At 44.9% G+C, this 26,091-nt stretch carries 22 protein-coding genes; 1 reads left to right on the plus strand and 21 read right to left on the minus strand.

What is annotated here, in order from left to right:
- Window positions 1-42 precede the first annotated feature (42 nt).
- From J2T16_RS04285 to J2T16_RS04305, 5 genes are all read right to left on the minus strand, one after another.
- Window positions 43-1,836, minus strand: coding sequence for a spore germination protein (locus J2T16_RS04285; protein ID WP_499017817.1), 1,794 nt, complete (start codon window positions 1,834-1,836; stop codon window positions 43-45).
- Window positions 1,837-2,000: 164 nt separating this feature from the next.
- On the minus strand, window positions 2,001-2,882 hold the full coding sequence (locus J2T16_RS04290) for a carbohydrate ABC transporter permease (RefSeq protein ID WP_090915782.1): 882 nt from the start codon (window positions 2,880-2,882) through the stop codon (window positions 2,001-2,003).
- A gap of 15 nt (window positions 2,883-2,897) precedes the next feature.
- Complete coding sequence (locus tag J2T16_RS04295; RefSeq protein WP_090915781.1) at window positions 2,898-3,788, minus strand: carbohydrate ABC transporter permease; 891 nt, start codon at window positions 3,786-3,788, stop codon at window positions 2,898-2,900.
- 229 nt (window positions 3,789-4,017) lie between these two features.
- Entirely contained in the window at window positions 4,018-5,295 is a 1,278-nt protein-coding gene (locus J2T16_RS04300) for an ABC transporter substrate-binding protein (RefSeq protein ID WP_154889264.1), read from the minus strand.
- A gap of 86 nt (window positions 5,296-5,381) precedes the next feature.
- Window positions 5,382-6,257 carry an AraC family transcriptional regulator gene (locus tag J2T16_RS04305; RefSeq protein ID WP_221788684.1) on the minus strand — a complete coding sequence of 292 codons (876 nt, stop codon included), beginning with the start codon at window positions 6,255-6,257 and terminating at the stop codon, window positions 5,382-5,384.
- Between the two features lie 196 nt (window positions 6,258-6,453).
- Between J2T16_RS04305 and J2T16_RS04310 the strand changes: the two genes are divergently transcribed.
- Window positions 6,454-6,879, plus strand: coding sequence for a MaoC family dehydratase (locus tag J2T16_RS04310; RefSeq protein ID WP_221788682.1), 426 nt, complete (start codon window positions 6,454-6,456; stop codon window positions 6,877-6,879).
- Window positions 6,880-6,954: 75 nt separating this feature from the next.
- Here J2T16_RS04310 and J2T16_RS04315 read toward each other — a convergent pair whose 3' ends face one another.
- The 16 genes from J2T16_RS04315 to J2T16_RS04390 form a co-directional block, all read right to left on the minus strand.
- Window positions 6,955-7,554: a TetR/AcrR family transcriptional regulator gene (locus J2T16_RS04315; RefSeq protein ID WP_221788680.1), complete on the minus strand. Its 600-nt coding sequence runs from the start codon at window positions 7,552-7,554 to the stop codon at window positions 6,955-6,957.
- 16 nt (window positions 7,555-7,570) lie between these two features.
- Window positions 7,571-8,506 carry a CPBP family intramembrane glutamic endopeptidase gene (locus tag J2T16_RS04320; RefSeq protein ID WP_499017818.1) on the minus strand — a complete coding sequence of 312 codons (936 nt, stop codon included), beginning with the start codon at window positions 8,504-8,506 and terminating at the stop codon, window positions 7,571-7,573.
- A 169-nt stretch (window positions 8,507-8,675) separates the two neighbouring features.
- Window positions 8,676-9,866 (minus strand): aminotransferase-like domain-containing protein, encoded by a 1,191-nt coding sequence (locus J2T16_RS04325; protein WP_336122645.1) that lies wholly within the window; start codon window positions 9,864-9,866, stop codon window positions 8,676-8,678.
- A 178-nt stretch (window positions 9,867-10,044) separates the two neighbouring features.
- Complete coding sequence (locus J2T16_RS04330) at window positions 10,045-11,184, minus strand: NAD(P)/FAD-dependent oxidoreductase (RefSeq protein ID WP_499017819.1); 1,140 nt, start codon at window positions 11,182-11,184, stop codon at window positions 10,045-10,047.
- Complete coding sequence (locus J2T16_RS04335; protein ID WP_154984096.1) at window positions 11,181-11,909, minus strand: SAM-dependent methyltransferase; 729 nt, start codon at window positions 11,907-11,909, stop codon at window positions 11,181-11,183. The genes J2T16_RS04330 and J2T16_RS04335 overlap by 4 nt, the downstream gene beginning before the upstream one ends.
- Window positions 11,896-13,053 carry a type III polyketide synthase gene (locus J2T16_RS04340; protein ID WP_499017820.1) on the minus strand — a complete coding sequence of 386 codons (1,158 nt, stop codon included), beginning with the start codon at window positions 13,051-13,053 and terminating at the stop codon, window positions 11,896-11,898. Before J2T16_RS04340 ends, J2T16_RS04335 begins: the two co-directional genes overlap by 14 nt.
- Window positions 13,054-13,237: 184 nt before the next feature.
- The gene (locus J2T16_RS04345) at window positions 13,238-14,140 is read right to left on the minus strand and encodes an alpha/beta hydrolase (RefSeq protein ID WP_499017821.1); all 903 of its coding nucleotides are present in this window, start codon (window positions 14,138-14,140) and stop codon (window positions 13,238-13,240) included.
- Window positions 14,141-14,208: 68 nt separating this feature from the next.
- Window positions 14,209-14,562: an MmcQ/YjbR family DNA-binding protein gene (locus tag J2T16_RS04350; RefSeq protein WP_499017823.1), complete on the minus strand. Its 354-nt coding sequence runs from the start codon at window positions 14,560-14,562 to the stop codon at window positions 14,209-14,211.
- Window positions 14,563-14,675: 113 nt separating this feature from the next.
- Entirely contained in the window at window positions 14,676-16,220 is a 1,545-nt protein-coding gene (locus J2T16_RS04355; protein WP_336122639.1) for a DEAD/DEAH box helicase, read from the minus strand.
- A gap of 105 nt (window positions 16,221-16,325) precedes the next feature.
- Window positions 16,326-16,955 carry a pentapeptide repeat-containing protein gene (locus J2T16_RS04360; protein WP_336122638.1) on the minus strand — a complete coding sequence of 210 codons (630 nt, stop codon included), beginning with the start codon at window positions 16,953-16,955 and terminating at the stop codon, window positions 16,326-16,328.
- A gap of 57 nt (window positions 16,956-17,012) precedes the next feature.
- A complete protein-coding gene (locus J2T16_RS04365; RefSeq protein ID WP_339838813.1) occupies window positions 17,013-17,825 on the minus strand; it encodes a class I SAM-dependent methyltransferase in 813 nt (270 codons plus the stop codon).
- Window positions 17,826-18,607: 782 nt separating this feature from the next.
- Entirely contained in the window at window positions 18,608-19,711 is a 1,104-nt protein-coding gene (locus J2T16_RS04370; protein WP_336122636.1) for a threonine aldolase family protein, read from the minus strand.
- Window positions 19,708-20,169, minus strand: coding sequence for a MarR family winged helix-turn-helix transcriptional regulator (locus J2T16_RS04375; RefSeq protein WP_167375624.1), 462 nt, complete (start codon window positions 20,167-20,169; stop codon window positions 19,708-19,710). Before J2T16_RS04375 ends, J2T16_RS04370 begins: the two co-directional genes overlap by 4 nt.
- 178 nt (window positions 20,170-20,347) lie before the next feature.
- Window positions 20,348-22,066, minus strand: coding sequence for an ABC transporter ATP-binding protein (locus tag J2T16_RS04380; RefSeq protein WP_336122635.1), 1,719 nt, complete (start codon window positions 22,064-22,066; stop codon window positions 20,348-20,350).
- Window positions 22,067-22,219: 153 nt separating this feature from the next.
- Window positions 22,220-24,373: a serine hydrolase domain-containing protein gene (locus J2T16_RS04385; protein WP_336122634.1), complete on the minus strand. Its 2,154-nt coding sequence runs from the start codon at window positions 24,371-24,373 to the stop codon at window positions 22,220-22,222.
- Window positions 24,374-24,511: 138 nt separating this feature from the next.
- On the minus strand, window positions 24,512-25,978 hold the full coding sequence (locus tag J2T16_RS04390) for an alpha/beta hydrolase family protein (protein ID WP_336122633.1): 1,467 nt from the start codon (window positions 25,976-25,978) through the stop codon (window positions 24,512-24,514).
- Between the last annotated feature and the right edge of the window lie 113 nt (window positions 25,979-26,091).

Genomic DNA, 26,091 nt, shown 5'->3' on the forward strand with positions numbered 1-26,091 from the left:
AATCTTCCCGCCCTCTCCTACATCCTTAATGCAATCTAATCCCTATCGCGGCTTGTTCCAAGGTGCTGGACGCCACCACAGATCCTTCAACCCTTTGGCATTCGTTGGTGCAACCGGAGACAGATACGGCGCACCAAATGAGCGAAGACTGCTCAAATGAATGACGATCAAAATGATGCCCAACATAACCCCGATTAAGCCCAGCGTTCCAGCCAAAATCATAATGGGAAAACGAAGAAGTCGTGTCGATATGCTAGCAGAGTAACGAGGGATCATAAAGGACGCAATCCCTGTGATCGCAACGATAATAATCATCGGAGCGGAGACGATACCCGCCGTGGTTGCAGCTTGTCCAATGATCAGTGCGCCAACGATACTGACCGCTGAACCTACCTGTTTCGGCAGGCGAACACCGGCTTCCCGGAGCGCTTCAAAGGCGATTTCCATAATCAGTGCCTCTACAAGTGCGGGAAAAGGAATCTCCTCTCTGGCTCTAGCGATACTGAGTAGCAGCACTGTAGGAATCATCTCCTGGTGATAGGTCGTGATCGCGACATAAGCCGAAGGCAACAACAAGGACAAAACATAAAATACGTATCGCAGCCAGCGGAGGAATACGCTCATAAACACATATTGATAGTAATCTTCAGGCGACTGCAGCATGGAAAACAACGTTACAGGGGCGACCAGTGTGAACGGTGTTCCGTCCACCAGTATCGCAAATCGCCCTTCCATCAGATTGGAGGCCACCACGTCGGGACGTTCTGTAGCAATCATCTGAGGAAAAGGAGAGAATCGCTGATCGATGATATCTTCCTCAATATACTGACTTTCCAGAATGTCCCGGACTCTTAACCGATCCAGTCGCTGCTCCACCTCTTTCACCAGTGAGGCATCAATAATACCCTCCACGTACGCAAGTGCAATGCTGGTATTGGAGCTTTCTCCAACGGTGCGTGTTCGGAATTTTAGTGCAGGTGTTTTGAGCCGTTTACGAACCAAAGAAAGATTCGTTGCGAGCGATTCAGTGAATCCGTCCCTTGCACCACGGACCGTTGATTCAGCTAGAGGCTCTTCTGTCGAACGATTAGCTGCTTTATACAGCGGATACGTTGTTGCGACATTGGAGCCTTCCAGTAACAGAAGTGCTTCGCCTGCCAATATCGCTTCTGCGGCCTCTTTCGACGTTTCAACGGTTTTTACGGAAGATAAAGGAACCTGAGCAGCCTCCATGCCAATCTCCTGTACTGGCGTTAGCACCTGACGCTCAAGCCGCTCCGTATCACATAAACCCACACAATATACACATAGTGCGGAGGTGAAGCCCGCGGTCTCGAATGAATGAAATATGACATCGGAACAGTCCGTAAATACGGCGCGTAATGTCTCTTCATCAATAACCAAATCTCCTGTTAAGGGCAAGTCCTGCTGCGTTTCTTGTTTTTCTTGATCCGATTGTCCCTCTTGATCCGATTGATCCTTGCCTTTGTTCTCTTTGTTCTCTTTGTTCTCTTTCTTCTTCTCTTTCTCTTTCTCGTTTGAATCCTGATCCGTATTTTTCTTCGCGTTTTGATCATTATTCTGTTTTGATTTTTCGCTGTTTTCGCTGTTTTCGTCGTTTTCTTTTTCTTTTTCTTGCTGATCTTGATCTTGTTCTTGTTCTTGTCTTTTTTCTTCTTTTGTATCCTGTTTCATATTTTGTTCGGTTGACCGCTCTGCACCTTGCTTCGAATCCTGTTGTTCCGTGGTGCTTGAGTTGGTATTTGTACTTGAGTTCGTATTCGTGTTTGAGTTTGTTCCTGAGTTGGTATTTGTATTTTGACTGTTTTGACTCATGGGCTCCCCCCCTTTCCGCCGATTCGTCCAAGTATTCTCAGTAAAAGATATCATTTGCTTCCTTCACCAGAAATATGCAATCCGAACGACGAAAAGAGCCGCTCCGTGAGCGACTCTCTTCTAAACTAACATTTAACTGCCACTGCACAGATTGTGTGTATTAGCTATCCTTTTACAGCACCCAGTGCAACGCTTCCGATAATCTGCTTCGAAAATACGGCGAACACAACAATAATCGGCAATATCGAAATCGCTACGCCCAGATACAACAATCCGTAATCCATACCGTAGTAGCCCTGAACGAGAGCGACCAAGACGGGTAGCGGATACTTATCTAAGGAGAAAAAGAGTACGAGTGGTGTCAGAAAGTTATTCCATGACCCGATAAAGGTGAAAATCCCCAGAGCCGAGATCGCTGGCCCAAGGATGGGCAGTACAATCTGATTAAACGTCCTGAACTCATTTGCACCGTCTACTCTTGACGACTCAATGATCTCATCCGGAATACTGCTTTCCATAAACTGTTTGATGAAAAATACGTTAAAGGCATTCGCCGCCGCGGGTAAAATAATCGCCGCATAACTGTCCAGCAGGCCAAGCGTACTGAACAACCGGTATACCCCGATTAGCGCCAGTTGACCCGGAACCATCATCGTGGCGAGCAGAAACAGAAACAATCCGGTGCGTCCTTTGAAGTTAAACTTGGCAAAACCATAAGCCGTTAAAGCACCGATATACAGCGACAGCACTGTAGAACTGCCAGCGATAAAGAAACTGTTGGCAAAGCCACGCCAAATGTTGATTTTTGAAGCCATATTCACATAATTGTCTATCAGAAACGCACCCGGAAGAAACGTAAAGCTTGAAGCAATCGACGCATTGTTATGTGTAGAATAGATCAGCATCAGGTAAAACGGAATCACACACAATACAGCGAGGGCGATCAGAAACAGATAAATGAGGATTTTCCCCAATGTCAGCCGCTGACGAAGCGCATGATGTTGAACTACGGCTTCTCGCTGCGCGGCAACTTTAGCAGTTTGCATACAATCTCTCCCTCCCTATGAACGGCTCTTCCGTTTGGTCATGATGAAGGATGCAACCGATAACAGAATAATAATGATGAACAGACAAAATGCAATGGCAGCTCCATAACCAAAACGTGTACTTTGGAATGCTACATTATATAGGTACATGATGCTGGTCATTGCCGCACGGTCCGGCCCTCCTGTACCATTGGTCAACGTAAACGGCTGGTCAAAAATCTGAATGCCCCCAATGATCGAGGTAATAATCTGAAACAATATAATAGGTTTGAGCATCGGCACGATGATGTGCAGGAAAATATGTTTTTTCTTGGCACCATCGATTTGTGCAGCTTCTTGCAGCGCTGGATCTATCCCTTGTAATCCAGCCAGATAGATGACCATCGAATAACCAAAGTACTGGAAGAACAGAATGGATGACACGATCAGCCGCATAAACCAAGGGTCATCTTTCCAATTGATCGGGTCTTGAATTAACCCTGTCTGCACGAGAAAATGATTCAGTCCACCCGACTGCCAATCAAAGATCAGACTGACAAGCAAACCGAGCGAAGCAGCCGTAACGATGTTAGGGAAGAAGTATACCGCCCGGAAAATATCCCGTCCTTTTAACAACTTGTCGTTCAAAATAAAAGCAAGTACAAGGGAGACCGTCAGTTGTGGTACTACCGATACACCCCAAATGAAGAGTGTATTAAACAATGTTTTGTAGAAAAGCGGGTCTTGAAGCACCGCGACATAGTTACCGATCCCGACGAACTCAGGCGTGGTGATCCCGTCGAAATTCGTGAAACTGATATATAGCGAGTAGAGAATCGGATACAGTCCAAAGATGGCAAACACGATAAAAAAAGGAGCAATAAAGTAGTACCCGTAATGGTCTTTTCGAATTGTCTTGGCAAACATACGCTGTCCTCCAATCAATAATTGACCTAAAGCGAACTACGTTGGTTACACAAGCACTCCGATGACAGAAGAGTCTTTCAATCGCTGTTATCCCCGGATTTTTCTGATCCCTTTTTAAAGGAGAAAATCCAGTCATAAAAACGACCGCTTCGCTTTTCCAGCTTTCTTCTGTCCTCTCCGTTGTTTGTGTAAACACTTAGTTAACTTCCTAGGTTCTGGAGTAGTAAACTTACTCTACCTCTAGTTCTGGGAACCTTAAGCGCACGTCACGTTTGATGCGTTTCACCACTTCTTCCTTCGTCTGAATATCGCCGTTTAGATACAACTGCAGCAAGTTTCGATAGATATCATTGCTGATGATACCGTCATATTTAGTGCGTTCATACACCGGAACCTGCTTGGCGGCCTCTGAGAAAAATTCAAAATGCTTTTGTCCACCCAGATAGGCTGAAGTCAGCGAGTCTGCAAGCTGGTCATTCACGACCATGTTGCTCGTAAAGTAATCCTGCTCCTTGGCAAGTCCCGTCAGAAATTCGTGATTAAAGTTGTAAAATTCAATGAATTTCCAGGCGGCATCCTTCTGATCACTCTTGTTATACATCGCGATGTAAGTCCCTCCTGAACTGAAGGACGAAGGCCCGTGTGCCAAACCCCATAACCCTTCGGTATCGGGTGCGTTTGCTTTGAATGTAAACTGCAATCCCCAAGTCGCCGCAGGATAGAACATCACTTCACCTTTTTGCATCGAGGCTGCATAACCTGCACTTCCATCCTCGTACTCACCAAGTACACGGCGCTCCCTTGCCTCACGCACCAGATCAAGCACCTTCATATACGTAGGATCAATGACGAGCTTCCCATCTTTCACCCAAGGAATGCCACCGTACGAGTTGGCTATCCCGTTCCAGTTCGCCAGTGCATGTACCTTGTTGCCACTTTGTTCTTGTACCTTTTCTCCGATAGCAAAAATCTTCTCCCATGTATCAATCTGGGCGCTGACTTTCTCTGGATCATCGGTACCCAGATATTCCTTCGCCAGATCACGGCGATAATAGATGCCACCAGGTGTACCTTGATATCCAATGGCGCGAACGTTCCCCTCACTATCCTGCTCATTAGCCTGAACAAAAGGGTACTGCTCCTTAATTAACTCGTTTGCATTGTATGGTGCAGCTGATAAATTTTCCAAATATGGTACATCAATAAGTTCCCGAATATTTGCATTTTCAATCATAAACACGTCGGGTGCTTTGGAACTGGTCTGAAGTGCTGATTTGAGCTTGGTCAGGTAAAAGTTGCCTGGAATATTAACGAAATTCACTTTGATATCTGGATACTTCTCCTCGAATTTCTCAATCGCATAGCCTGCCTCATCCGTAAAACTCCAGACCGTAATCTCCTGTTGCTTCGCTTGATTGGATGCACCTGTCTGGCAACCGACGAGCAAGAGTATAGAACTTGCAAGCAGCGTGACTGGTACAACAAACCGCTTAAACCATCTCTTCATAAAAGTACCCTCCCTAAAAAGGAAACGCTTACAATTTATTTGAGTATAAGAATTTGAGCGGTGGCTTTCTCCACAAATATTGTCAATCATCCTTGATATTTTGCGATATTGGAACGATGACGTTTGCGAAATTCGGACGGCGTGCAGTTATTGTATTTTTTAAAAAGACGATTATAAGAGTTCACATTGTTGAATCCGTGACTGATCGCAATCTCCAAAATGGATTCCTGACGAAACAAAAGCGCCCACTCCGACTTAATAATGCGAAAATGATTCAAATATTCCATTAACGTGATGCCCTTGATTTCTTTGAATAGTTTGCAGATATGGAACTTACTGAACTTCATATGTTCTGCCACCTGCTCCAGCTTAATCGGCTCGGCATAGTGCTCTTCCAAATACTCGCATACGGATTCGAGAAACTCGAACTTTTTGGAAGATACGCAAGGCCAGCATGGCGACGAATCCGTTTGTGAAGCCGGGGGCGTGGTACGTAGTAACAAGACGATTAGATCATATAACCGGGATACCATAAGCCAGCGGTAACCGGGTTTCTGATTTGTTTTCTCCACGGCAATCGCATCAATATAAGGACCCGGGTTGGACTGACTGCCCGACGGAATGATGGACGTTTGATTCAAAAGTGTTCCCAGCTCTTGCATCTCCGCTTCACTCGTAAAGCTCCCGGTTAACAATTCAAGCCGAAACAGCAAAATCGTCAGCCTTCCGGTGCCTGGCATAAAATAATGCACGTCCCCCGGCTTGATTAGAACCATATCCCCTTGGTTCAGTTCAAAAATTTGCTCATTTACACCGATTCGTGCATGTTTTCCAGTCACGATAACAAGTTCCACTTCATCATGCCAATGTGCCGCATAATTGAATTCTGCACCTGTATAAATTAACCGAATGGGAAACCCTTCGGCCATGTGACCTGTTTCGAGAAAAGTAGGTACGCCCATGTCATTTGCCTCCTCTTTTTTCCATACACATCTGCCTCATGTTTCTATACTTATGCCTGAATGTACTTCCCCGTTTCTCATATTCTATCTAAAATAGGACCAAACATCCAAATTTCTGATCTCAATGGTTAGGGAGATTGAACATAAGCATGTTAATATATGCTAAGTAAATCCAAAGAAATCGGAGTGGTCAAACATGAAATTCAGCGATTTTAAACTAGGACAGCGTTACGAAACCGGATCGGTTCTCTTAACGAGGGAGGACATTCTTCATTTTGCCGAACTTTACGATCCGCAATATATGCATCTGGATGAGGACAAAGCAAAAAAAGGACGCTTCGGAGATCTGATTGCATCAGGCATGCAGACCCTGAATGTCACGTTCCGACTATGGATCGATGTTGGCGTGTACGGTGAGCATATTATCGCTGGCACTGGCATGAACCATATTCAATTTTTGAAACCTGTCTATCCAGGGGATGAACTTCACGTTATCGCTGAAGTCACCGGACTTCGTCCGAGACGAACCGGGAATGGCACGGTGACGGTATTGCTCAGTACATATAACCAAAAGGGTCAGAATGTATTTCGGGCAGAATTGAGTGCGCTGGTGGACAATTAAAAGGCTAAAAAAAGAGTCGTCTACTCGGTAAAATGTTTGTATCCTACAAACAACCGAATAGTGACGACTCCCTGGTCAACCTATAGCAATGCCTTTTAGTAGCAACTTAACCGCTTTGACATGCAGAGCCGCGTATTCATCCCCGCTTAGATTTGGCTTAGTTAAGCAGAGTTGGGTTGCTCCAGCCAAGGTTGACATGACCCCAAAGCTCAATGTTTCGATGTCCTCATTCATAAAAATACCTTGATTAATCCCCGTCTGCAACACCTGCCTAATTGCAGTATAGGCTACTTCTGTGATCTCCTTTAATGTAGTCAATGACTCGGATTCACTAGAAAGTGTTCTGGAATACTCTTCAAGCGCCTGGATTAATGGACTTTCACAGTCTCTTCCGAATAAATCAGCCATTTCAAGCAGCTGTTCGCTGGGGGACGAAGTATGCTCCATCAAACGAAGCCATTTTTGTGACATTTGTTCAGTATGCTGAGTAAGCAGCTGGAGAAACAGTACCTCTTTATTTTTAAAGTGATGGTATAAGTTTCCTTTGCTCATCTGTGTCAATGCACATAAGTCATCCATCGTAGCTCGGTCATAGCCTTTTTCGATAAATAACTGTTTAGCATGGTTTAAAATGATTGTTTTAGCTTCCTCTGCTGGCAATCTTCTTCTGGTCATGAGTCCTCCCGAAACCTTACGAACGGTTCCTTTTATGCTTGAATAATTGAAAAGCAACATATGAGATAACGATAACAAAAATCCCAAAGAATGCAAATGGCATGTCTAATGTGTGGCGGTATACAACATTTTGCAGACCCATGTTTTCCAAAGTCGATGTTCCATATCCCCAGATGGATGTATTAAACATGTTCGTGGCAAAATGAATACCGATGGGAGCAGCTAGACCATTCGTATGGTAAGCTACGATTCCCAAAAAGAGCGCTACCAGCAAATAATACAGAGGTCCAAAAATCCCGTAATGCAGCATTTCGGGGTTAAACCCATGGAGCAGAGCAAAAATTAGGGAAGTGACCAAGATAGACCAGAATGCACTGCCTCTTAATGATCTGAACATACGGTACATATAACCTCTAAATAAAATCTCTTCAGCAGCACTTTGAAACAAAACCAAAGGAGCAGTTACTACGAGTACACCTAACCACGGAAGCGGATCAAAATTAAGCGTAAAAGCTTGAGGATGCAAGGCGACATCGACAAGTAAATACAGGATAAGCGCAGTGAAGTACCATGCAAAATAAATAGCAAACTTGCGGAAATCAGGTCTTTTACCTTCAAACAAAAATGTTCTAAACGGGATTTTAAAGAAATACCTGGTGATCATGTAAACGCCGAGAATCAGGAAAGAAAAAGACAAATATAGTGTGACCAATTGAGGTAATCCGGAACGGGTAGCAGGAATCAGAGTATTTACTAAATGAAACCATAATATAGTACCACCCTGCCAAATGATCAAAATAAGTACGAAGCCTGCTACGGATTTTAAACTCAATGGGATCGGCGGCTGAAGGCCATAATTCCTTTCCATGATACACACCCATCTCTTATTGTATTTACCGACTTTATAGTCGGTAAATACAATATATATAGCCACGTGGACTTCTGTCAACATTGAACAAAATTTTAATGTTTGCTGGCGTGCAGATAAATATTCGGTTATGAAATGCTGTACCAGACTTATAACCTCTATCTTCTCTTGTTATACGAACCAAATAATGACGACTGGCTGATCTGATCATACAAAAAGCCGCCCATGGGCGGCTTCGTCATAAATTTGTTTTTTACGAGAACGAGTTCCTTAAAACTTGTCCAAGAATCTCCACACCTTTGGCAATTTGCTCGTCTGACGGTGTTGAGAAATTCAATCGAATGGCATTGCACGGATCTTGCTCATTCACGAGGAACGCATTTCCTGGTACTACAGCTACACCTTGCGCAGCAGCAGTTTTGGCATAATCCACCATCGGTACATGAGCAGGCAGATCACACCATAGGAATAGTCCGCCATCTGGACGAGTATAGGTCACAGCATCGCCTAGATGCTCTTGTAGCTTGTCCATCATCAGTGTAGCCTTTCGGAGGTAGACATCACGAATAAGATTGATATGCCCTGCATAATCATATTCCGTCATAAAACGATGAGCCAGAATCTGCGGAAGCATCGCTGTATGTACGTCTTCTCCCTGCTTGGCTACAACCATCTTCTCCACGACTTCATGCGGAGCCTGTACAAAGCCTACTCGCAGTCCGGCCGACAGAATCTTGGAGAACGACCCGACATAGATGACCAAGCCGTCTTCGTCCATAGACTTAATCGTTGGCACGTCCTCACCATTAAATCGAAGCTCTCCATATGGATTATCCTCCAGAATCATAACACCATATTTCTTAGCCAGTGCATAGATCGCTCGGCGCTTCTCCAGACTGGTGGTTACACCTGTAGGATTTTGGAAACTAGGAATAACATAGATCATTTTTACATTCGGCTCGGTTTGCAGCGCATGCTCCAGTTTATCAATGTCCATACCGTCCGTCTCCATCGGAACCCCTGCCAGCTTCGCACCGGAAGCACGGAAGGAATTCAGAGAACCGATAAAGCTGGGACTTTCGCAGATAATCGTATCGCCTTCATTACACAGCACTTTACACGCAAGCTCAATACCCTGTTGTGCCCCTGACACGATAAAAAGTTGGTCGGACAGCTTACCTGTGTTGAAATTCTGTTCCAGGTGTTGCTGGAGTGCTTCACGAAGCGGTACATATCCTTCCGTGATGCCATATTGCAACGCTGTAACCGGGTCTTGTTCCAGAATCGACTGGGTGAAGGTACGAATCGCTTCAATCGGGAACGTTTCTGGCGCAGGATTGCCTGCTGAGAATGGGATTACATTTTGACCTGAAGAAGCTTTCAAAATCTCACGAATAATAGACGGTTGCAGTGATGCAATCCGGTTGGAAAAGGTATAATTCATCTTTACTAACATCCTCTCGGCATCTAATCTATATAATTTCTAGCTCTAATCATACATTAGACTCTATTATACGAGCATTTTTCAATTTGCCAAAGAGTCCTGCTCCATTTTCATACAAAATGTTGTGAATCGTTGTTCCGAACACCTGTAGTAACGACAAAAAGCTGCTCTCGGCAGCTTATTTCATCTCAGACAGTCTCGTCGCTTTTACAACGTAGGTCGCAAGCCCAGGAAACATTCGAGCTAGAGCAGGATAAAAGCGGTTGGTTTTTGCAAAAGCAAGATTCTGAATCGTTCTGGCTCTTCGAAGCAATGGGGCGAACTCCCGATTCGCTTCGAGTGTATACTCGCTTTGCCATGTGCTATAGTCAACCTCGTCCTTAAGATATGCATCTGTCCACCGCGCGCACACAATCGAAGAACGAAGGGCAATGGACATCCCGTCTCCGCACAAAGGGGGAATGACCATCATCGTATCCCCAATATGCGGATAATCGGACCACGGTTCCGGGACATTAGACAATTGCAAAGGCGCAACAGACACTTGGGTTCCCTGAATGGCTTCCCCTTCTGCTAAACGAGCCGCCAGATTTGCATTCGTCATCGCGGCCGCCTGCAAAATCTCTGTTACGGACTTGCCGCTCCCCTGTACAGAATCAAGTGTTAACAATGCGGCAACATTAACCGTGTCGTTTTCAATCGGGGATATGCCCACATAACCACCATCACAAAAATATAATTCTACCCTCGCCGGTATGTTAATACCTCTGTAATGAGATTTGACACCGACATATATCGTCTCGTCCCGAACCCCTTCTTCGCTACTTGTTCCTCTCAACTTTTTGCTGCCATATGCCCCGATAACCGCCTTGGCTTGATAACATCTCCGTTCATTGCCCTGCTTCACCTCGACTTCATAACTCTGATTTTCAAGTTGCCGGATCGAAGCAATATTCACTTTCGTTAAAATTTCAGCCCCGGCGGTATATGCCTGCTGATGCAGTAGTTGATCCAGCTCATATCGGCTTATTCCATAGGCGAATCCAGGCAAAGGTGCTTCAATCTCACCACCATCCGGCATCGTAATTCGGGCATGATCCATACTGCTGGGGCTCTTCTCCTGATTCAATAGATGAATGCCAAGACGCTCCAGCATCTCCTTCGTTTCAGGTGACATGAACTCCCCACATGTTTTATGTCTGGGAAACTGTTGCCGATCGAGTAACAACGTTCGATGACCTTGCCTGGCCAGTTCGATCGCACAACTACTGCCCGCAATGCCAGCTCCAACAATGATTACATCGGTTGATTTCATCATGTTACGAGGCCTCCCTTTCGCGGAATCACCACAGAATATCGGAATAACGGTTTCCACTCATAGGTCATCGTGTCATGGTTCAACCGCTGTTTGAGTTCCTGCCAATCCTGATCTGTAAATCCCTTGGCTACCGACAACGGTCCGTCATGACGAATATAACGGTTACGCGAGATAAGTCTTGTTGTAATCCATACCGCTTTATAAGACACCGGATGACGGTGAATATCGTTGATAACCACACCATATCTCGAAGCACGAAGCATATGACCAACCATGTCCACAAGCTGTTCTCCTTCGAAATGGTGAATGAACTGTGAGCCTGTCACAATATCGGCTGAATCATCAGGCAACGCTGTTAGATCGGCACGCTGTACTCGAACACGAGGCTCGCTCTGAAACAACTGTCTTGCTTCTTCACAAGCCTCTTCGGTCAGATCCACTAGCGTAATTTGCATATCTATCCCTTGTTTTTTCGCCCAATGTAATAGCTTCTGATTCACATCTCCTGAACCCGCACCAACGTCCAGCAGTGTTAGGGTATCCGGCTTACCGACGGATTTCCATAACTTCTCCACACCGGACACGGTGGGACCCGGAGCAGCAAATATTTTGTTCAACCGCCGTAAATGTCGCAACGCTTCACGCAGTTCTTCTCCACCCATCGAAAAGTCATCCATCAGTTCGTCTTCTCTGGCACGACTGCTTAATCTTCTAAAGAAGGACATGATCCTGCTCCTCCATGACCGAAGTTAACGCCGGAACATACGTGAATTTCATTAATTCTGCAGTAAGTCCGGGACCAAAAGCCATAGCTACGCCTTCCGTCGATGATTGTTCCTGCTTTTTCATATCCATGCGCATCGCTTGCAGTACAAACAAGATCGTATTCGAAGACAAGTTGCCGTAATCTCTCAAAACATCCCGACTGTACTTCGTCTGTTCCGACTTCAAATTCATCACTTCCTGAACAGAATCTACGATTCCTCGTCCGCCCGGATGTATTGCCCATAGTTCGGGGAGCTGTTCACTTTGCAGCAAAAGACTCAGTTCTTCTTGCAAATGATTGCCAAGTAACTTCGGGATGCGTGGCGACAGATGCAAATCATATCCGTAATCGGCCACTTTCCACGTCATGTCCTCCGTCGAATCCGGTAGCAACACCGAATATCCGGTTCCCAGACTCAGGTAGTCTCTGTGCTGCGCTTCTGGCGTACCCACGATGGATGCAGAAGCGGCATCTCCAAAGAACGACGCAGCAAACAGTGCCTCCCGATCATGCACCGGCTGGAAATGAAGCGTGCATAATTCCACGCAAACAACCAACACTTGCGAGCCTGGAGCACCCTGTACGACGTCACGAGCCATCTGGATTGCTTTTAATCCTGCTGCACAGCCCTGGAAAATAAGTGGTAATCGGTTCACCCGAGCAGAAAGTCTAAAGTGTTGGATTAATTGCACATCAAGTCCTGGCAGATACTGCCCGGTGCAGCTGACCGTTATTATGTGAGTTATCGCTTCGGGAGAGATCTGTGCGTCTTGCATCGCTTCTTCCGCTGCCCTAATCGCCAGAGGGAGCGCCTCCCGCTGGTATGTATCCATGCGTTCCCTTGTCGTTGGAATATCTGTCTGTTCACCTAAGGGGATATAACGGCATTCTTCCAATGTTCCAAGATAACTCGGTTCCACGGTATACCGTGTCTCTACACCACAAGATTTGAAAATTCGCTTGGCAAACCTCGCCAAATCCGGTCGATCAACCAGTGAAGAAGCGATAAGCTCCGCAATGTCCGGCTGAGCTACCTTGTGTACAGGGAGAGCCGTTCCCATGCCAAGAATGGCGATATCACTCGAAGGGTTATTTGGATTCATATGAACCTCCTGATTTTGGTTATGATTACCTGCAATTAACACCTCTTACCCTTTATGAAAAAGTTGTAATCCCCAATTATATATTTTATTAAGATGATGACATACTCAGAAGCCCCGTTTGACGAACTTTATAACTTCACACAAAAAAGCCGCCCATAGGCGGCTTCAACGTCATCGTTTTATATCAAACTTCTGTGCGGCTAAAAACGTCCCTTAACTTGTCACTCATCAAATACCAAGCATCTTCAGCCATTTCAATATCGCCATGATGTGTAAAACCGTGCACTGCCCCTGCGTACTCTTTGTGGGTCACCTTTACACCGTCTGCTTCCAGCTTCGCGGCATATGCACGCGCTTCTTCAGCTAGAGAATCTCTCTCCGCAGTAATAATCAGAGCCTCAGGCAAATTAGAGAGTGATTCGGCAAGCAACGGAGAAACTAAGGGGTTCGAAGCATCCTCTGGTTTTGATAAATACATTGCATTAAACGTTCTAGCCACATGGGCTGGGATAGCTTCCGGAAAGTCAGGTTTCTCCCCGGGTTCTGTAGCCACGTCCAGCACAGCATAATCAATAATTTGGAGCAGTATTGGTAATTCGCCCCCACGTTCCCTATTCAGTAAGCATACCGATGCTGCCAGATTGCCTCCCGCACTATGACCACCAATAGCAAACATAGCTGCATTAGCGGAGAACTGATCTGCATTGGAATGCATCCATTTCACGACGTCATAACACTCATGGACAGCCGTGGGAAATTTGTGTTCAGGTGCTAACTTATAATCAATGTTTACGACGAGGCATGCTGCACGATCTGCAATCAAACGACACCAAGGGTCGTCCCCGTCGGCTTGACCCAGCACAAAGCCGCCTCCATGCATGTTAAAGAACACGGGCCAAGTTACGGCTTGTTCGTTCTTCTTTCGGTTTGGCACATACACCAACACCCGGGTTTCTCCGGCGGAGGTAGGAATCGTGTATTCTTTTACAGTAACATCATATGTAAGACTTGGTTGGAGACTCTGATCATTTCCCGAGCTTTGCTGACGCATTTGTTGAACCATGGCGATCTGATGCTGTTGATCCATTCACATCCACTCCTCATCATCTTTGTGTATTCCGAAAACTGCTACAACCGCATCTGGTCTCACTAAATCTATTCGCTCAGTGTCTCCTGAATCCTCTTTGGAAGCTTCTGCACGATCAAGTCATAGGAGTGATCAATCATGGCATATATGTCCTCATTCGGTAGGGAACCATCCAGTTTAACGGTATTCCAGTGCTTTTTATTCATGTGGTAACCGGGAATAACAGCCTCATGCTGCTCTCTCAGGTTCTCCGCAATGATCGGATCACATTTCAGATTCAAACGACTGTTCTCTCCATTGCCTTCAAACAGAAGTGCAAATATTTTATCGGCTACCTTAATCACTGCCGCTTCAGGCCCGAATGGAAATTCCTTCACAGCACCTTTTTTGCCAAGACAATAATCCATAATGCTACCCGTCACAATACTTCCTCCTCTAAACTGAACTCATTTATCTTCAATTTTAATCGAAGCCTTACACAAAGAAAACCTCCTCCTATAGATCGGAGAAGGCCTCGTTCTGTTTCTGTTGTCTATTAATTAACCTTATCATTGCGCGTTTTGCTACGACGCTGTTGGCTCTGATAGGTAGAACGGCTACCCGTTTGGCTATGATCTGCTTTACGCACTCTCTCAGATGACGGCGCACCCTTAACTTTGGCTTGAGGGTTGTCGCTACGTCCAGAACGTGAACCATTCGAGCTACGTTCTTCGCTTCTACCGCCGGATGCTGCTTTATCTCGTTTGGTAAACCATTCGGACTTAGGCTTACGCGCCGGATTGGCTTTGGATTTCGCCGGTTTATCCGCAGCGCGATTAAATCCAGATCTACTATCAGCTGTTCTGGAACTTTGTTTTGTCCGTTTACCTTGATTCGTTTGATTCATTGGGGCAAAAACGGGCATATTCGTCATCGGGTAAGGATGATCCTTCACTTCGGGAATCGACTTCTTGATGACTTTCTCGATATCTTTCAGGAAAGGAAGCTCATCCTTCTCACAGAACGAGATCGCCATCCCGCTTTTCCCAGCTCGTCCTGTCCGTCCAATGCGGTGAACATAAGTCTCAGGGATGTTCGGCAGATTGAAGTTGATGACATGTGTCAACTCTTCCACATCGATACCTCTCGCGGCAATATCGGTTGCGACCAGCACACGAGTTACACCACTTTTAAAATTGTTCAGCGCCCGTTGCCGTTCATTCTGTGACTTGTTACCGTGAATGGCCTGCGCCGTCACGTTTATTTTGGCCAAATCTCGCGTAACCCGATCAGCTCCGCGTTTGGTCCGAGTGAATACCAGTGCTGTAGCAATGGATTTATCCTGCAAAATATGATTTAACATGTTCTGCTTCTTGCCGTGCTCCAGCAAATATACAGACTGTTGAATACGATCTACCGTTGATGATACCGGGGTAATTTCCACTTTCACAGGGTTCACCAGCAGTGTTTGCACCATCTTCACAATCTCTGGCGGCATGGTTGCTGAGAAGAATAAAGTCTGTTTTTTGTTTGGCATCTTGGCGATGATGCGTTTCACATCGTGGATAAAACCCATATCAAGCATACGGTCAGCTTCATCCAGTACAAGAATCTCTACTTTGCTCAGATCAATCTGCTTCTGATTCACCAGATCCATCAAGCGTCCGGGTGTAGCAATGATAATGTCTGCTCCCTGTTGCAGCGCGCGTTCCTGTACTCTTTGAGATACGCCTCCCACAATCGCCACAGAGCGAATGTCGGTGTATCTGCTGTACATTTTAATATTATCGGATATTTGAATGGCTAGCTCCCTTGTTGGGGACAAGATCAGTGAGCGAATCGCGCGGACGGATTTTACTTTTTGATCTGACTGTTTACCGGGAGTACCTTGTTTCTGCTTGCTGCCTTGGCTTAACAACTGGATAATGGGCACCGAAAATGCCGCCGTCTTACCTGTTCCCGTCTGCGCACAACCAAGTAAATCTCTGCCCGCAAGCACGGCTGGTATGGATTGCTCCTGAATCGGAGTAGGTTTACTGTAATTTGCTTTTTTCAATCCTTCCAAAATCGGAGGGATAATGTTTAATTCCTGAAATGTCATGTTATCTCCTTCATCTACGCACATCTCTACATAAAACGAATCTTTATGTCACACGTAACAGTTAAGGATAACACTAAATCACGATTCTGTATATCTTTTTGAACGTTATTTGATGATTAGTCCCATTAATCCGGCAAACGTGGCTGCCTGATGCGGCGCGATTGCGCACCCGGCCAGATCCTCCAGCGTAAGAACAAGAGCATCAAATTCACTATCACTGAGGTCCAATCCTTTCATAGGTGTTCCGGTAAAAGTCACCTGATCCAGTCTACATGCACCGAATGCGATCTTTTGTAATTTCAGATATCCGAAATCCGCACCGTTCAAGCTACACTCGACATACTCAACCTGTTTGAGATGGGAAAAGCGAAAATTGCTATAATCGCATATACTCTGCACAATGCTAACGTTCTGCCACCTGCTACCGGAAAAGTCCGTGCCGACCAGTTTGCAATTGGCCCACTCCGTGCGATGCATAAACGTATTTTGCAGATTCACATTGGAAAAGTCGCAGTGCTCGAACCGCACATCCGTAAACTCACAATGTTCAAGTGATGACTCCAGAATGGTTACATGCCGGAACACCACGTTCTCGAATGATGCTTTGCTCACCTCCAGCATGTCCAGTGTCATATGTTCAAACAGTCTGTCCTTGTACTCTATTTTCGAATCCAAAGTATAGGTCGGTTCAGATTCAAGCAACTGCAAGGTCAGTTTGGGTTTCTCTATTTTCATGCGATCCTCCTGAAATGAGTCGAGATTATGCCAGCCTGGCTATTGTATTCTTAATCGTTAACCTTTTACAGCCACAACTCGCATTCTGGCAATATCCAGATTCCACTGCCCTTCACGATAAAGCTGCGCTTTTACTTTCTTTTCGACAACCTCCATCATTATCTCCTGCTCGGCTGCTTCAATATCATGGAACAGATACGAAGCAAAGCTAGTGAGCCATGGACGGACTCCCTGTTTCAGTGGCCTCATCGTGTCAGCATGTTGTATGAATAACACTCGTAATCCATGCTGCTCCAGCAAGCTTGAAAACTCACCTACGGTAGGGTGATACCACGGATTACGTCCTTCCCATGTGTATCCTCTTGTGAGCAACTCGTCCCGAACCGCATGAAGAAGGATCGCCGTATTACCGCTTCCTGCAAACTCAGTAACAAGACGTCCTCCTTCCTTTAACGCCAATTGCACGGTTTTCAAGGCAGCTGGTGCATCAGCCATCCAATGAAATGCAGCATGAGAAAATACAGCATCATAACGTTCCTTTGTCCGATAATGAGCAGCATCTGCGATCTGAAAATCCAGTCCGGGATGTTTCTCCATAGCCTGTGCAATACTCTCTTTAGAAAAATCAATTCCGGTGGTAATTGCTCCGGTTGCCGCAATTTTAGCCGTCAGTATGCCATTCCCACATCCCAAATCCAAAATCCGTTCTCCGGGGGATGGCTGTAACATCGTTAGGAGAGGCATGGATTGTATAGGAAGCTTATTTTGAAGGTCTTCGATCGCTGGAGTCGATTCATTTATTGAAAAAGTAGATGAATTTTTACCCAATGAACTTTTTGTTGGAAAGGATTGTTTATCTTCCGGTTGCATAACTTCTCTCCTTCACATTAGAGACATAATATATCTATAATACCTTAAATTATTCGGAGAAAGATGTCAATCTAACCTCACCACTAAGGTCTAACCACTAAAATTTAACAATCACAGTCTAACAACGGAGGTCTAATGTTTCTACCCCCTCCTAAACTATCCCTTAATAAACTCACTTCTAGTAATCTAATTTCTAATAAACTCACTTCTAATAAACTCACTTCTAATAAACTCACTTCTAATAAAAGAATTCCTAATATATTTAGCATTGCACATAAAATCCGGATTGCATCATTTTCATATAAAATACAAAGAAGTGCCTTACAGGTTACAGCTCACCTGCAAGACACCCCCAAATTCTATTCCAGGCACATCTAATCCCTATAATCAGCTCTCTATCCTTGGATGATTGTATGTGGGCACTAATTTATGAAAACAGTAGACCACTCCTGGCCAGTTAGAAAGTTCTAACGATCACCAGAAACGCTATTTGGCTCGAATCAGGCAATGCTAAATTTTAACGATCACCAGGAAGCTTATTTTATAATAAATCAGCATTTTATCCTGAAAAAGCGCGATTCTTAGTCGAATAACGTCTGTGGTGATCGTTAGAAAAATTTACTCGCTAAAACGCCCCGAATAAGCTCTGTCATGATCGGTAGCGTTTGACCCTTCACTCAACTCGCTTGCTGAGGAGGTGCTCTACTTCAGTGGCAGCATGCTTGATTCGGATAGCCCACTTGATTCTACTGTTATTTACGCATTCAATCACACCAATCCAGTTACACCATTACCGCAGTCTCTAACACCGCAATTTTTTCAGTCGATTCAGCTTGACCTTTGTCTTTCTGCAACAGTGATGCAATATCACGCGTTAGTGCTTCTACGTTTTCCAGACGAGTGGCCCAACTGGTACAGAAGCGAACCGCACTACGGGAATGGTCAACCTTTTCCCAAAATGTAAATGTGTAGTCTTCACTCAATTGTGCCAGCAAGGAATCCGGCAGAATCGGGAACTGCTGATTCGTTGGAGAATCATACAAGAACTCCACACCATGTTGCTTAAGGGTATCATGAATTTTCAAAGCCATATCAACGGCATGACGGGAAATTTCGAGATACAGACCATCTTCAAACAACGTTTCAAACTGAATACCTAGAAGTCTTCCTTTCGCCAATAAGCCACCCTTTTGCTTGATAATATAACGGAAATCGCGTTTCAACGCATCATTGAGAATAACAACTGCCTCACCCATCAATGTACCAATTTTGGTTCCCCCAATATAAAATACATCGCAGAGTCGAGCAAGATCGGCCATCGTCATATCACAATCTTTGGATGCAAGAGCATAACCGAGACGTGCTCCATCCACAAAAAATGGCAGACCACACGCCTTGCTTACTGCATACAGCGCTTCAAGTTCAGCTTTGCTATACATTGTGCCATACTCGGTCGGTTGGGATATGTATACCATGCCCGGTTGCACACTGTGCTCTGGTGACGATTCCTGTGCATGTGCATCATAGGCAGCTTTCACTTGCGTAGCCGTAATTTTGCCGTCCGGACTCGGAACCGTCAGCACCTTGTGTCCTGTCGCCTCAATCGCACCTGTCTCATGAACAGCAATATGGCCAGATACCGCGGCAATGACGCCTTGATGTGGACGAAGAATAGATGCAATTACCGTTGTGTTGGTCTGTGTACCTCCGACGAGAAAATGTACATCTGCCTCTTCTTGACCGCAGGCCTGCCGGATCAGCATACGCGCACGCTCACAATGATCATCTGTGCCGTAACCACTCGTTTGCTCCATATTAGTTTCCATTAATCGCTGCAAAATGCGTTCGTGCGCACCTTCGTTATAATCACATTCAAATCGTATCATCGTGCTCTCTCTCCTGCCTTCTTGTTCAGCTTCTCTTGGATGTTCATCATAGAGGCATACACCTCTTGAATCTCTTCTTCGTTTAAATTTTGCATTAATTTCATAATCTGCTGATCGGATCGGTCATTCAGTTCAGCAAATAGCACCTGCCCTTTTTCCGTCAGGCGAATGAGGCTAACCCGGCTGTCTTCTGTGGAATCCACCTTAATGAGCAGTCCTTCCTTTGTCAGCTTGTTCACAATGCGGCTCATGTAGCTGCGATCAATCGTTAGTGTATCGACCAGATTGTTTGCAATGCTTTCGCCGCGCATGCCAATCTCGATGATGACGCGTACCTCGGCAAAAGAATATCCCGTCCCGAGAATATGCTTATCAAGCACCCCGAGTATATTCGTATAAAAACGGTTAAACCGCCGCATGTCTGCCAGAACCTCAGGTTGAATATGTTGAGAGCTCATTACGAAACCTCCCTTTTAGTGGACATTGTCAACATTATATTAATCAGGATTGTGGACACTGTCAACATTATTCTTCCAGTTCAACATCTCCAGACATCGGATCTCTAAAAGAACACAAAAAAGCCGCGCATTGCGCGGCAACTTCAAACAAATTTAACGAACTTGGTGAGACACCAGCCTACGAGTGATTGTGTTGAACTTGATGCAGGCGGCTGTAAATGCCTCCGGCAGCAACCAGCTCTTCGTGATTGCCTTGTTCAGCGATGCCATCGGTGTTCACCACGATAATGCGATCTGCATTTTTAATTGTGGTCAGTCGGTGAGCAATCACCAGCGTTGTTCTGCCTACCGACAATTCGGCAAGAGATTGCTGGATGAGTGCTTCCGTTTCCGTATCCAGGGCAGATGTCGCTTCATCCAAAATTAGAATGGGCGGATTTTTGAGGAACATGCGGGCGATGGACAAACGTTGTTTTTGCCCACCGGACAGCTTCACTCCTCGTTCGCCAATAATTGTGTCCATGCCGTCAGGCAAGCTTAGAATCAGGTCTTCCAATGAAGCACGGCGCGCCGCCTCCCAGATCTGATCCTCGGTGGCGGTCAGATCGCCATACGCGATATTTTCCTTGATCGTACCCGAGAACAGAAATACATCCTGCTGCACGATCCCGATCTGTTTACGTAGAGATTGCAACTTAATGTCTCGAATATCCATCCCATCCACCGTAATTCGGCCTTCTTCTACTTCATAAAAGCGTGGAAGCAAGCTACAGATCGTCGTTTTACCTGCACCAGAAGGCCCGACGAAAGCAACGGTTTCCCCGGGACGAACCGACAAGCTAATCTGATTCAAGATGCGCCGACTGGACTCGTAACCGAACGACACATTTTCGAAACGGATATCTCCCTTCACCTCACGCAATTCGACCGCCTCTTTGCGATCCGCAATCTCAGGCTCGGTGTCGATGATCTCCAGATAACGTTTGAACCCAGCGATCCCCTTCGGGTAACTCTCAATCACGGCATTAATCTTCTCGATCGGGCGGAAGAAAATATTCGACAAAAGCAGGAACGCCATGAAATCGCCCATGTTGATTCTGCCATCGATGTAAAACCACGCCCCGCTGATCATCACAAACACGGTCACCAGACGCATCATCATATAACTGACCGAGATGCTTTTCGCCATTGTTTTATACGCGAGCAGTTTGGTTAGACGGAAATTGGCATTATCTACAGCAAACAGCTTTTTCTCATGATCTTCATTGGCAAAAGACTGAACGACACGCATACCGCCTACGTTGTCTTCAATACGTGCATTGAAGTTACCGACGTCACCGAAGAGTCTCCGGTACGTTTTGGTCATCCGACCGCCGAATACAATAATCACCCACGCCATAATCGGAATGATGATAAATGTCAGCAAAGCCAGTTCCAGATTAATATTGGCCATCAGCCAGAATGAACCAATCAGCGTCATCACGGCGATGAATACATCTTCTGGTCCGTGGTGAGCTACTTCGCCAATATCATTGAGGTCATTCGTAAGATGACCGATCAGATGCCCGGTTTTGCGATTATCAAAGAACCGGAACGAAAGCTTCTGCAGGTGGGCGAACATTTTCTCCCGCATATTTGTTTCGATGTTAATGCCCAGCATATGCCCCCAGTATGTAACAACGTAGTTCAATACCGTATTGAGTGCATAGATCGATAACAGCACGATACACGCCAGTAAAATCAGCGGCCAATCTTGGCCTGGTAGCAGTTCATTGATAAATTTACTAACCGCAAGCGGAAATGCCAGCTCCAGCAAACCCGCAAATACAGCACAGCCAAAATCGATCAAAAACAGTTTTTTATACGGTCGGTAATACGAAAAAAAACGACGAAGCATTTTGATTCACACTCACTCTCCACATTCATATTCGGTTATACAGTGTATATCATTCTATACAGTCTACCAAAACATGTAAACCTATTCTCGCTGATCTATAGCCAAAAAGCCTTCCCCATTATCATAGAGAAGACTTTTTACATGTTGATTCTGTTAATAAGTGCTAATACGCTCTCTATTTTTCAATGAAACTTCAAATCGAGAACCTGCCTCACCCGCAAACACAATACGCCCGTTTTCGGGCAGAACAACCTCATTCTTGCCACTAACCACAGTATGATTCACACAGACACCTATCTGGTCATATACCGCAAAGGCGGCATTTGCAGGCATTTTCACTGTCATAACCTGACCCTCGGCAGCTGCCGGTACGGAGAACCATCTGTTATAACCTTCTGGCTGGATCGTTATCTTGGATTGCTTGCCACTGTAAAGTGTCTGGACAATCTCTTCACTGGCGTATTCATAGCCTGTAAAATGAATATACTCTACACCATTTTTCCTGGAAAAGTAGATATCCCTCGCATCCCTGCCAGCCATGCCGGGAATCTGGAGTTGGTTCACTGCATGGTCCGCTCCAACAATTTTGTGGTTGATCATATACCCTGGAACGCCATTCATTGTATCCAATGGAATGATTGCTGAAGAATGGAGATATGCCGTGGAGGTATATTTTTCATTCATCAAATAATACCGCTGCCCATTACGCTGATCCCATGCCGCCTGAATATCCTTAGGCAATTCATTGTTTTCCAGCTTTTGTGCCGTATATTCCGAGAAAGCAAGTTGCCCTAAGCCAGGTATGGACAGATAGGTTCGAGACCATAAGTAGATATGACCATTTGACTCTTTAACAAATTTTAATTTTTTTGTGCCTTCCTTATTAACAAACGTTCCATCCGACGTATAGATATATTGATCTGAAGGACTATTCGGAACCATTTGTGGAGTAATCAACAGTTCTCCAGTAGAACCTACATCCACCTTCATAACCGAATTGTTGCCACCATAGATTCCTGCATACTCAGACATCTCTTTTGACATATCCGCCTTTACAGGTAAGCCAAACGACTTTTCAGGTTTGCGTTCTTGAATGATACCTTTGGTCTCGAGTGCGCTAAGTAACAGTTCGCTCGCTATCAATTGGTCAATTGCGCTCGAACCTCCTGAAGAAGTAACGGCTGCAGCCAGGTTATGCTCTGGAAGCACGATGAGGGATGAATGATACGATACCGTATCCCCACCTTTCGTGACCGCCTTGATGCCATAATCATTGAATGGGAACAAGTCCACGCTATCCCAGCCTAATCCATAAGAGATAGAAGAATCACTCTCCTCTGGCCACATGCCTCTCTTGTACTCCTTTTGTTCCATGGCTTTTACCGACTTCTCGGAAAGAATACCTTCAACCTCACCTGTGAAGATTTGCGAAAATTTCACAAGATCCTTGGCGGTCGAATAGATGCCTCCGGTAGCGATGATATTATAATTCTCTTGTGGGAGCTGCTCCTTAGACAAAGGAGAATAAATCGCCGCCATTTCTGCCGTGTTAACCACATCCTGCGGTGTTTTAGTGTGCTCCATTTTCAAAGGTTCCGTAAAATATTTGTGTATATATGCCGTAAAGCTCAACCCACTGACTCTCTCAACCAGATGTTCAGCTAATGTAAATGCATCGTTAGAATATACCGAATATGAACCTGGTTCTGCCTTTAGATGCTGCGTTGCTAGCTGATCCAAGAACGTATCATGTGAGAGCGTATCATTATCCCCGTACAAGGTTGCATTGTGACTTGAAGTGCCTAGAAGACCCGCCGAATGATTCAACAGCATGCGTGGTGTGATCTGTTTATAACGTTGATCTTTCATCTTAAATTCTGGAATATAACTCGTCAGTGGTTGATCCAGATTTATCTTGCCTTCATCAACAAGCTTCATCACAGATGCTGTAAGAAACATTTTACTAGTTGACCCTATGCCATAGATGGTATCGGATGTGAGTGGAACTTCCCCTGTTGAGTCATTTTTGCCTGTCTGCCCGGAAACAACAATCTCTCCTTGATCCATAAGTGCATATTGCACACTGGTTACCCCGTATGTTTCGGTAAGTAGGCTAGCCTTCTCCATCACTGTTTTCTTAGTGGTTTCATACATCAGGTCATTGCTTTTAGTGACAGATGGTGCAGCCCTAACAGTCCATGGTGTTAACATGATTATCACCAGACTCAACGCAGCAATTGAAGTCCGTCTCTTGACTATTGTTTTGATCATGCCCTTGCAGATATTCTGGATATCTTGGGTTATCATTCACATCTCCTCCTGTTCTGTGGTCAGACCCTTCACCTTTCGATATGAAACAAGCTTAATCGATTCAGATGTACTCTTCATGAAGTCTATATGAACACAATATGAACAGGACAAATAAGATTCGGTGTTAATCTGTCATCAGACAGCCTTCGACAGTTGCCCCGGTTCAACGAATTTCACCTCAGGATATTTGTCGTTTGCTCCTTGGATCAGGTCTCCACCTGTTCCTTTCAAATGTTTATTGAAAAAATCAAGTACATACTGGTTTACAATCCAAGATCCTCTGCTACCATTGATATCTCCCGTGATGCCTGTCAGTTTAATCAACGGAGAATAGAATTGAAGATCCGTGAAATTGAAATGCTGGGTTTCTTCTACATAAATCACATTTCCTTGATGACGGATTACATTTTTCATAATGTTCAGCTCATCTTTAAGTTGTTTAATCACTTCGTTATCCGACTCTGTATTGTTTTTAAAATCTTCCAACCATGCCTTGAAAACTCCTGATCTGATGAACATAAACGGCTTCTTGATAACGGCTCGATTCTCTACTTCATATAGTGAGCCATCCATATTAATCCCGGCCTTAATTCGATGATCTAAATAAGTGGTATTAAACGCAGTAGCTCCCCCAAACGAATGTCCCATTGCGCCCATATGATTTAAATCTATCTTTCCTTGGAATTGACTCTCGATTGCGCCTGAATTCAGCTTTTCTATCTGATCTATTACAAAATCTACGTCTTGTGTCCATATTTCACCGACTTTTCTACGGTCGTCAATGGTTTTCATCTTGGTTCGATAATCCGTTACACGTCCATCTGGAAAAATAGTAGCAAAGGTGCTATACGTATGATCGATGGTTACCACAATGTAACCATGACTGGCCAGATTCTCGGCCTGTGATGCATGTAAAACCCTGCTGGTTCCCATGCCATGGGATAACAGTACTACAGGATAAGGACTTGTTGAGGGCAGTATTTCTACATCTTTATATGAGTTCGTTTTACTATACTTCCAGTAATCAAACACAAAGTCAGGCAGGTTTAAAGAATTAGAGTATGTCTGAACATACTTTTTGAACATTTCTTTATCTTCAGGGAAAAGAAATTCACGCTTCTTGTTATCTTTATTTTCAGTAGGATACCAAATCTGAATCATGAGTTCCCTTTTATCACCCTGCTCCTCAGTGAGGACCTCATCTCTGCTTGAATCCGTCAAATGAAAGGTTTGAGTCCCCACTTTCTCTGGTCCATCAGGTTTAGGCAGATGAAAGACAGGTAAGTACACCATCAAGCAGACAGATAACGCCGTTAGAATAATGATTAACGAGGCTATACTGTATTTCAACAGCTTCCCTGTTTTGATAGTCTTACTCTTCTTCACGTGCTTGAATAGAACGATGAGTATAAGCAGGCTCGTCAGGACATAGATCAACAGCATCTGCCATCTGTACCCCTCAGCCAACAATTGAACTACTAGCAAAACGCCGCTAACCATACCAAGAGCGACACCTATTTTCTGCGTATTTCTTTTAACAAACCATAAATCAATGAACAACATGAAACAGGATAGCGTCAAAAGTATTTCAAATAATCTCATTTAGATCCCTACCTTTTTTTAATAGCCCCACTTCATCGAGTGTTTGATCCGTGTGTTGACCTGGCTTCTAACCAAATAGTAATCACTGAACATGTACTGCTCGTGACCCCTAT

Source organism: Paenibacillus intestini (genome assembly GCF_030803945.1).
In the GTDB taxonomy this organism is placed as follows: domain Bacteria; phylum Bacillota; class Bacilli; order Paenibacillales; family Paenibacillaceae; genus Paenibacillus; species Paenibacillus polysaccharolyticus.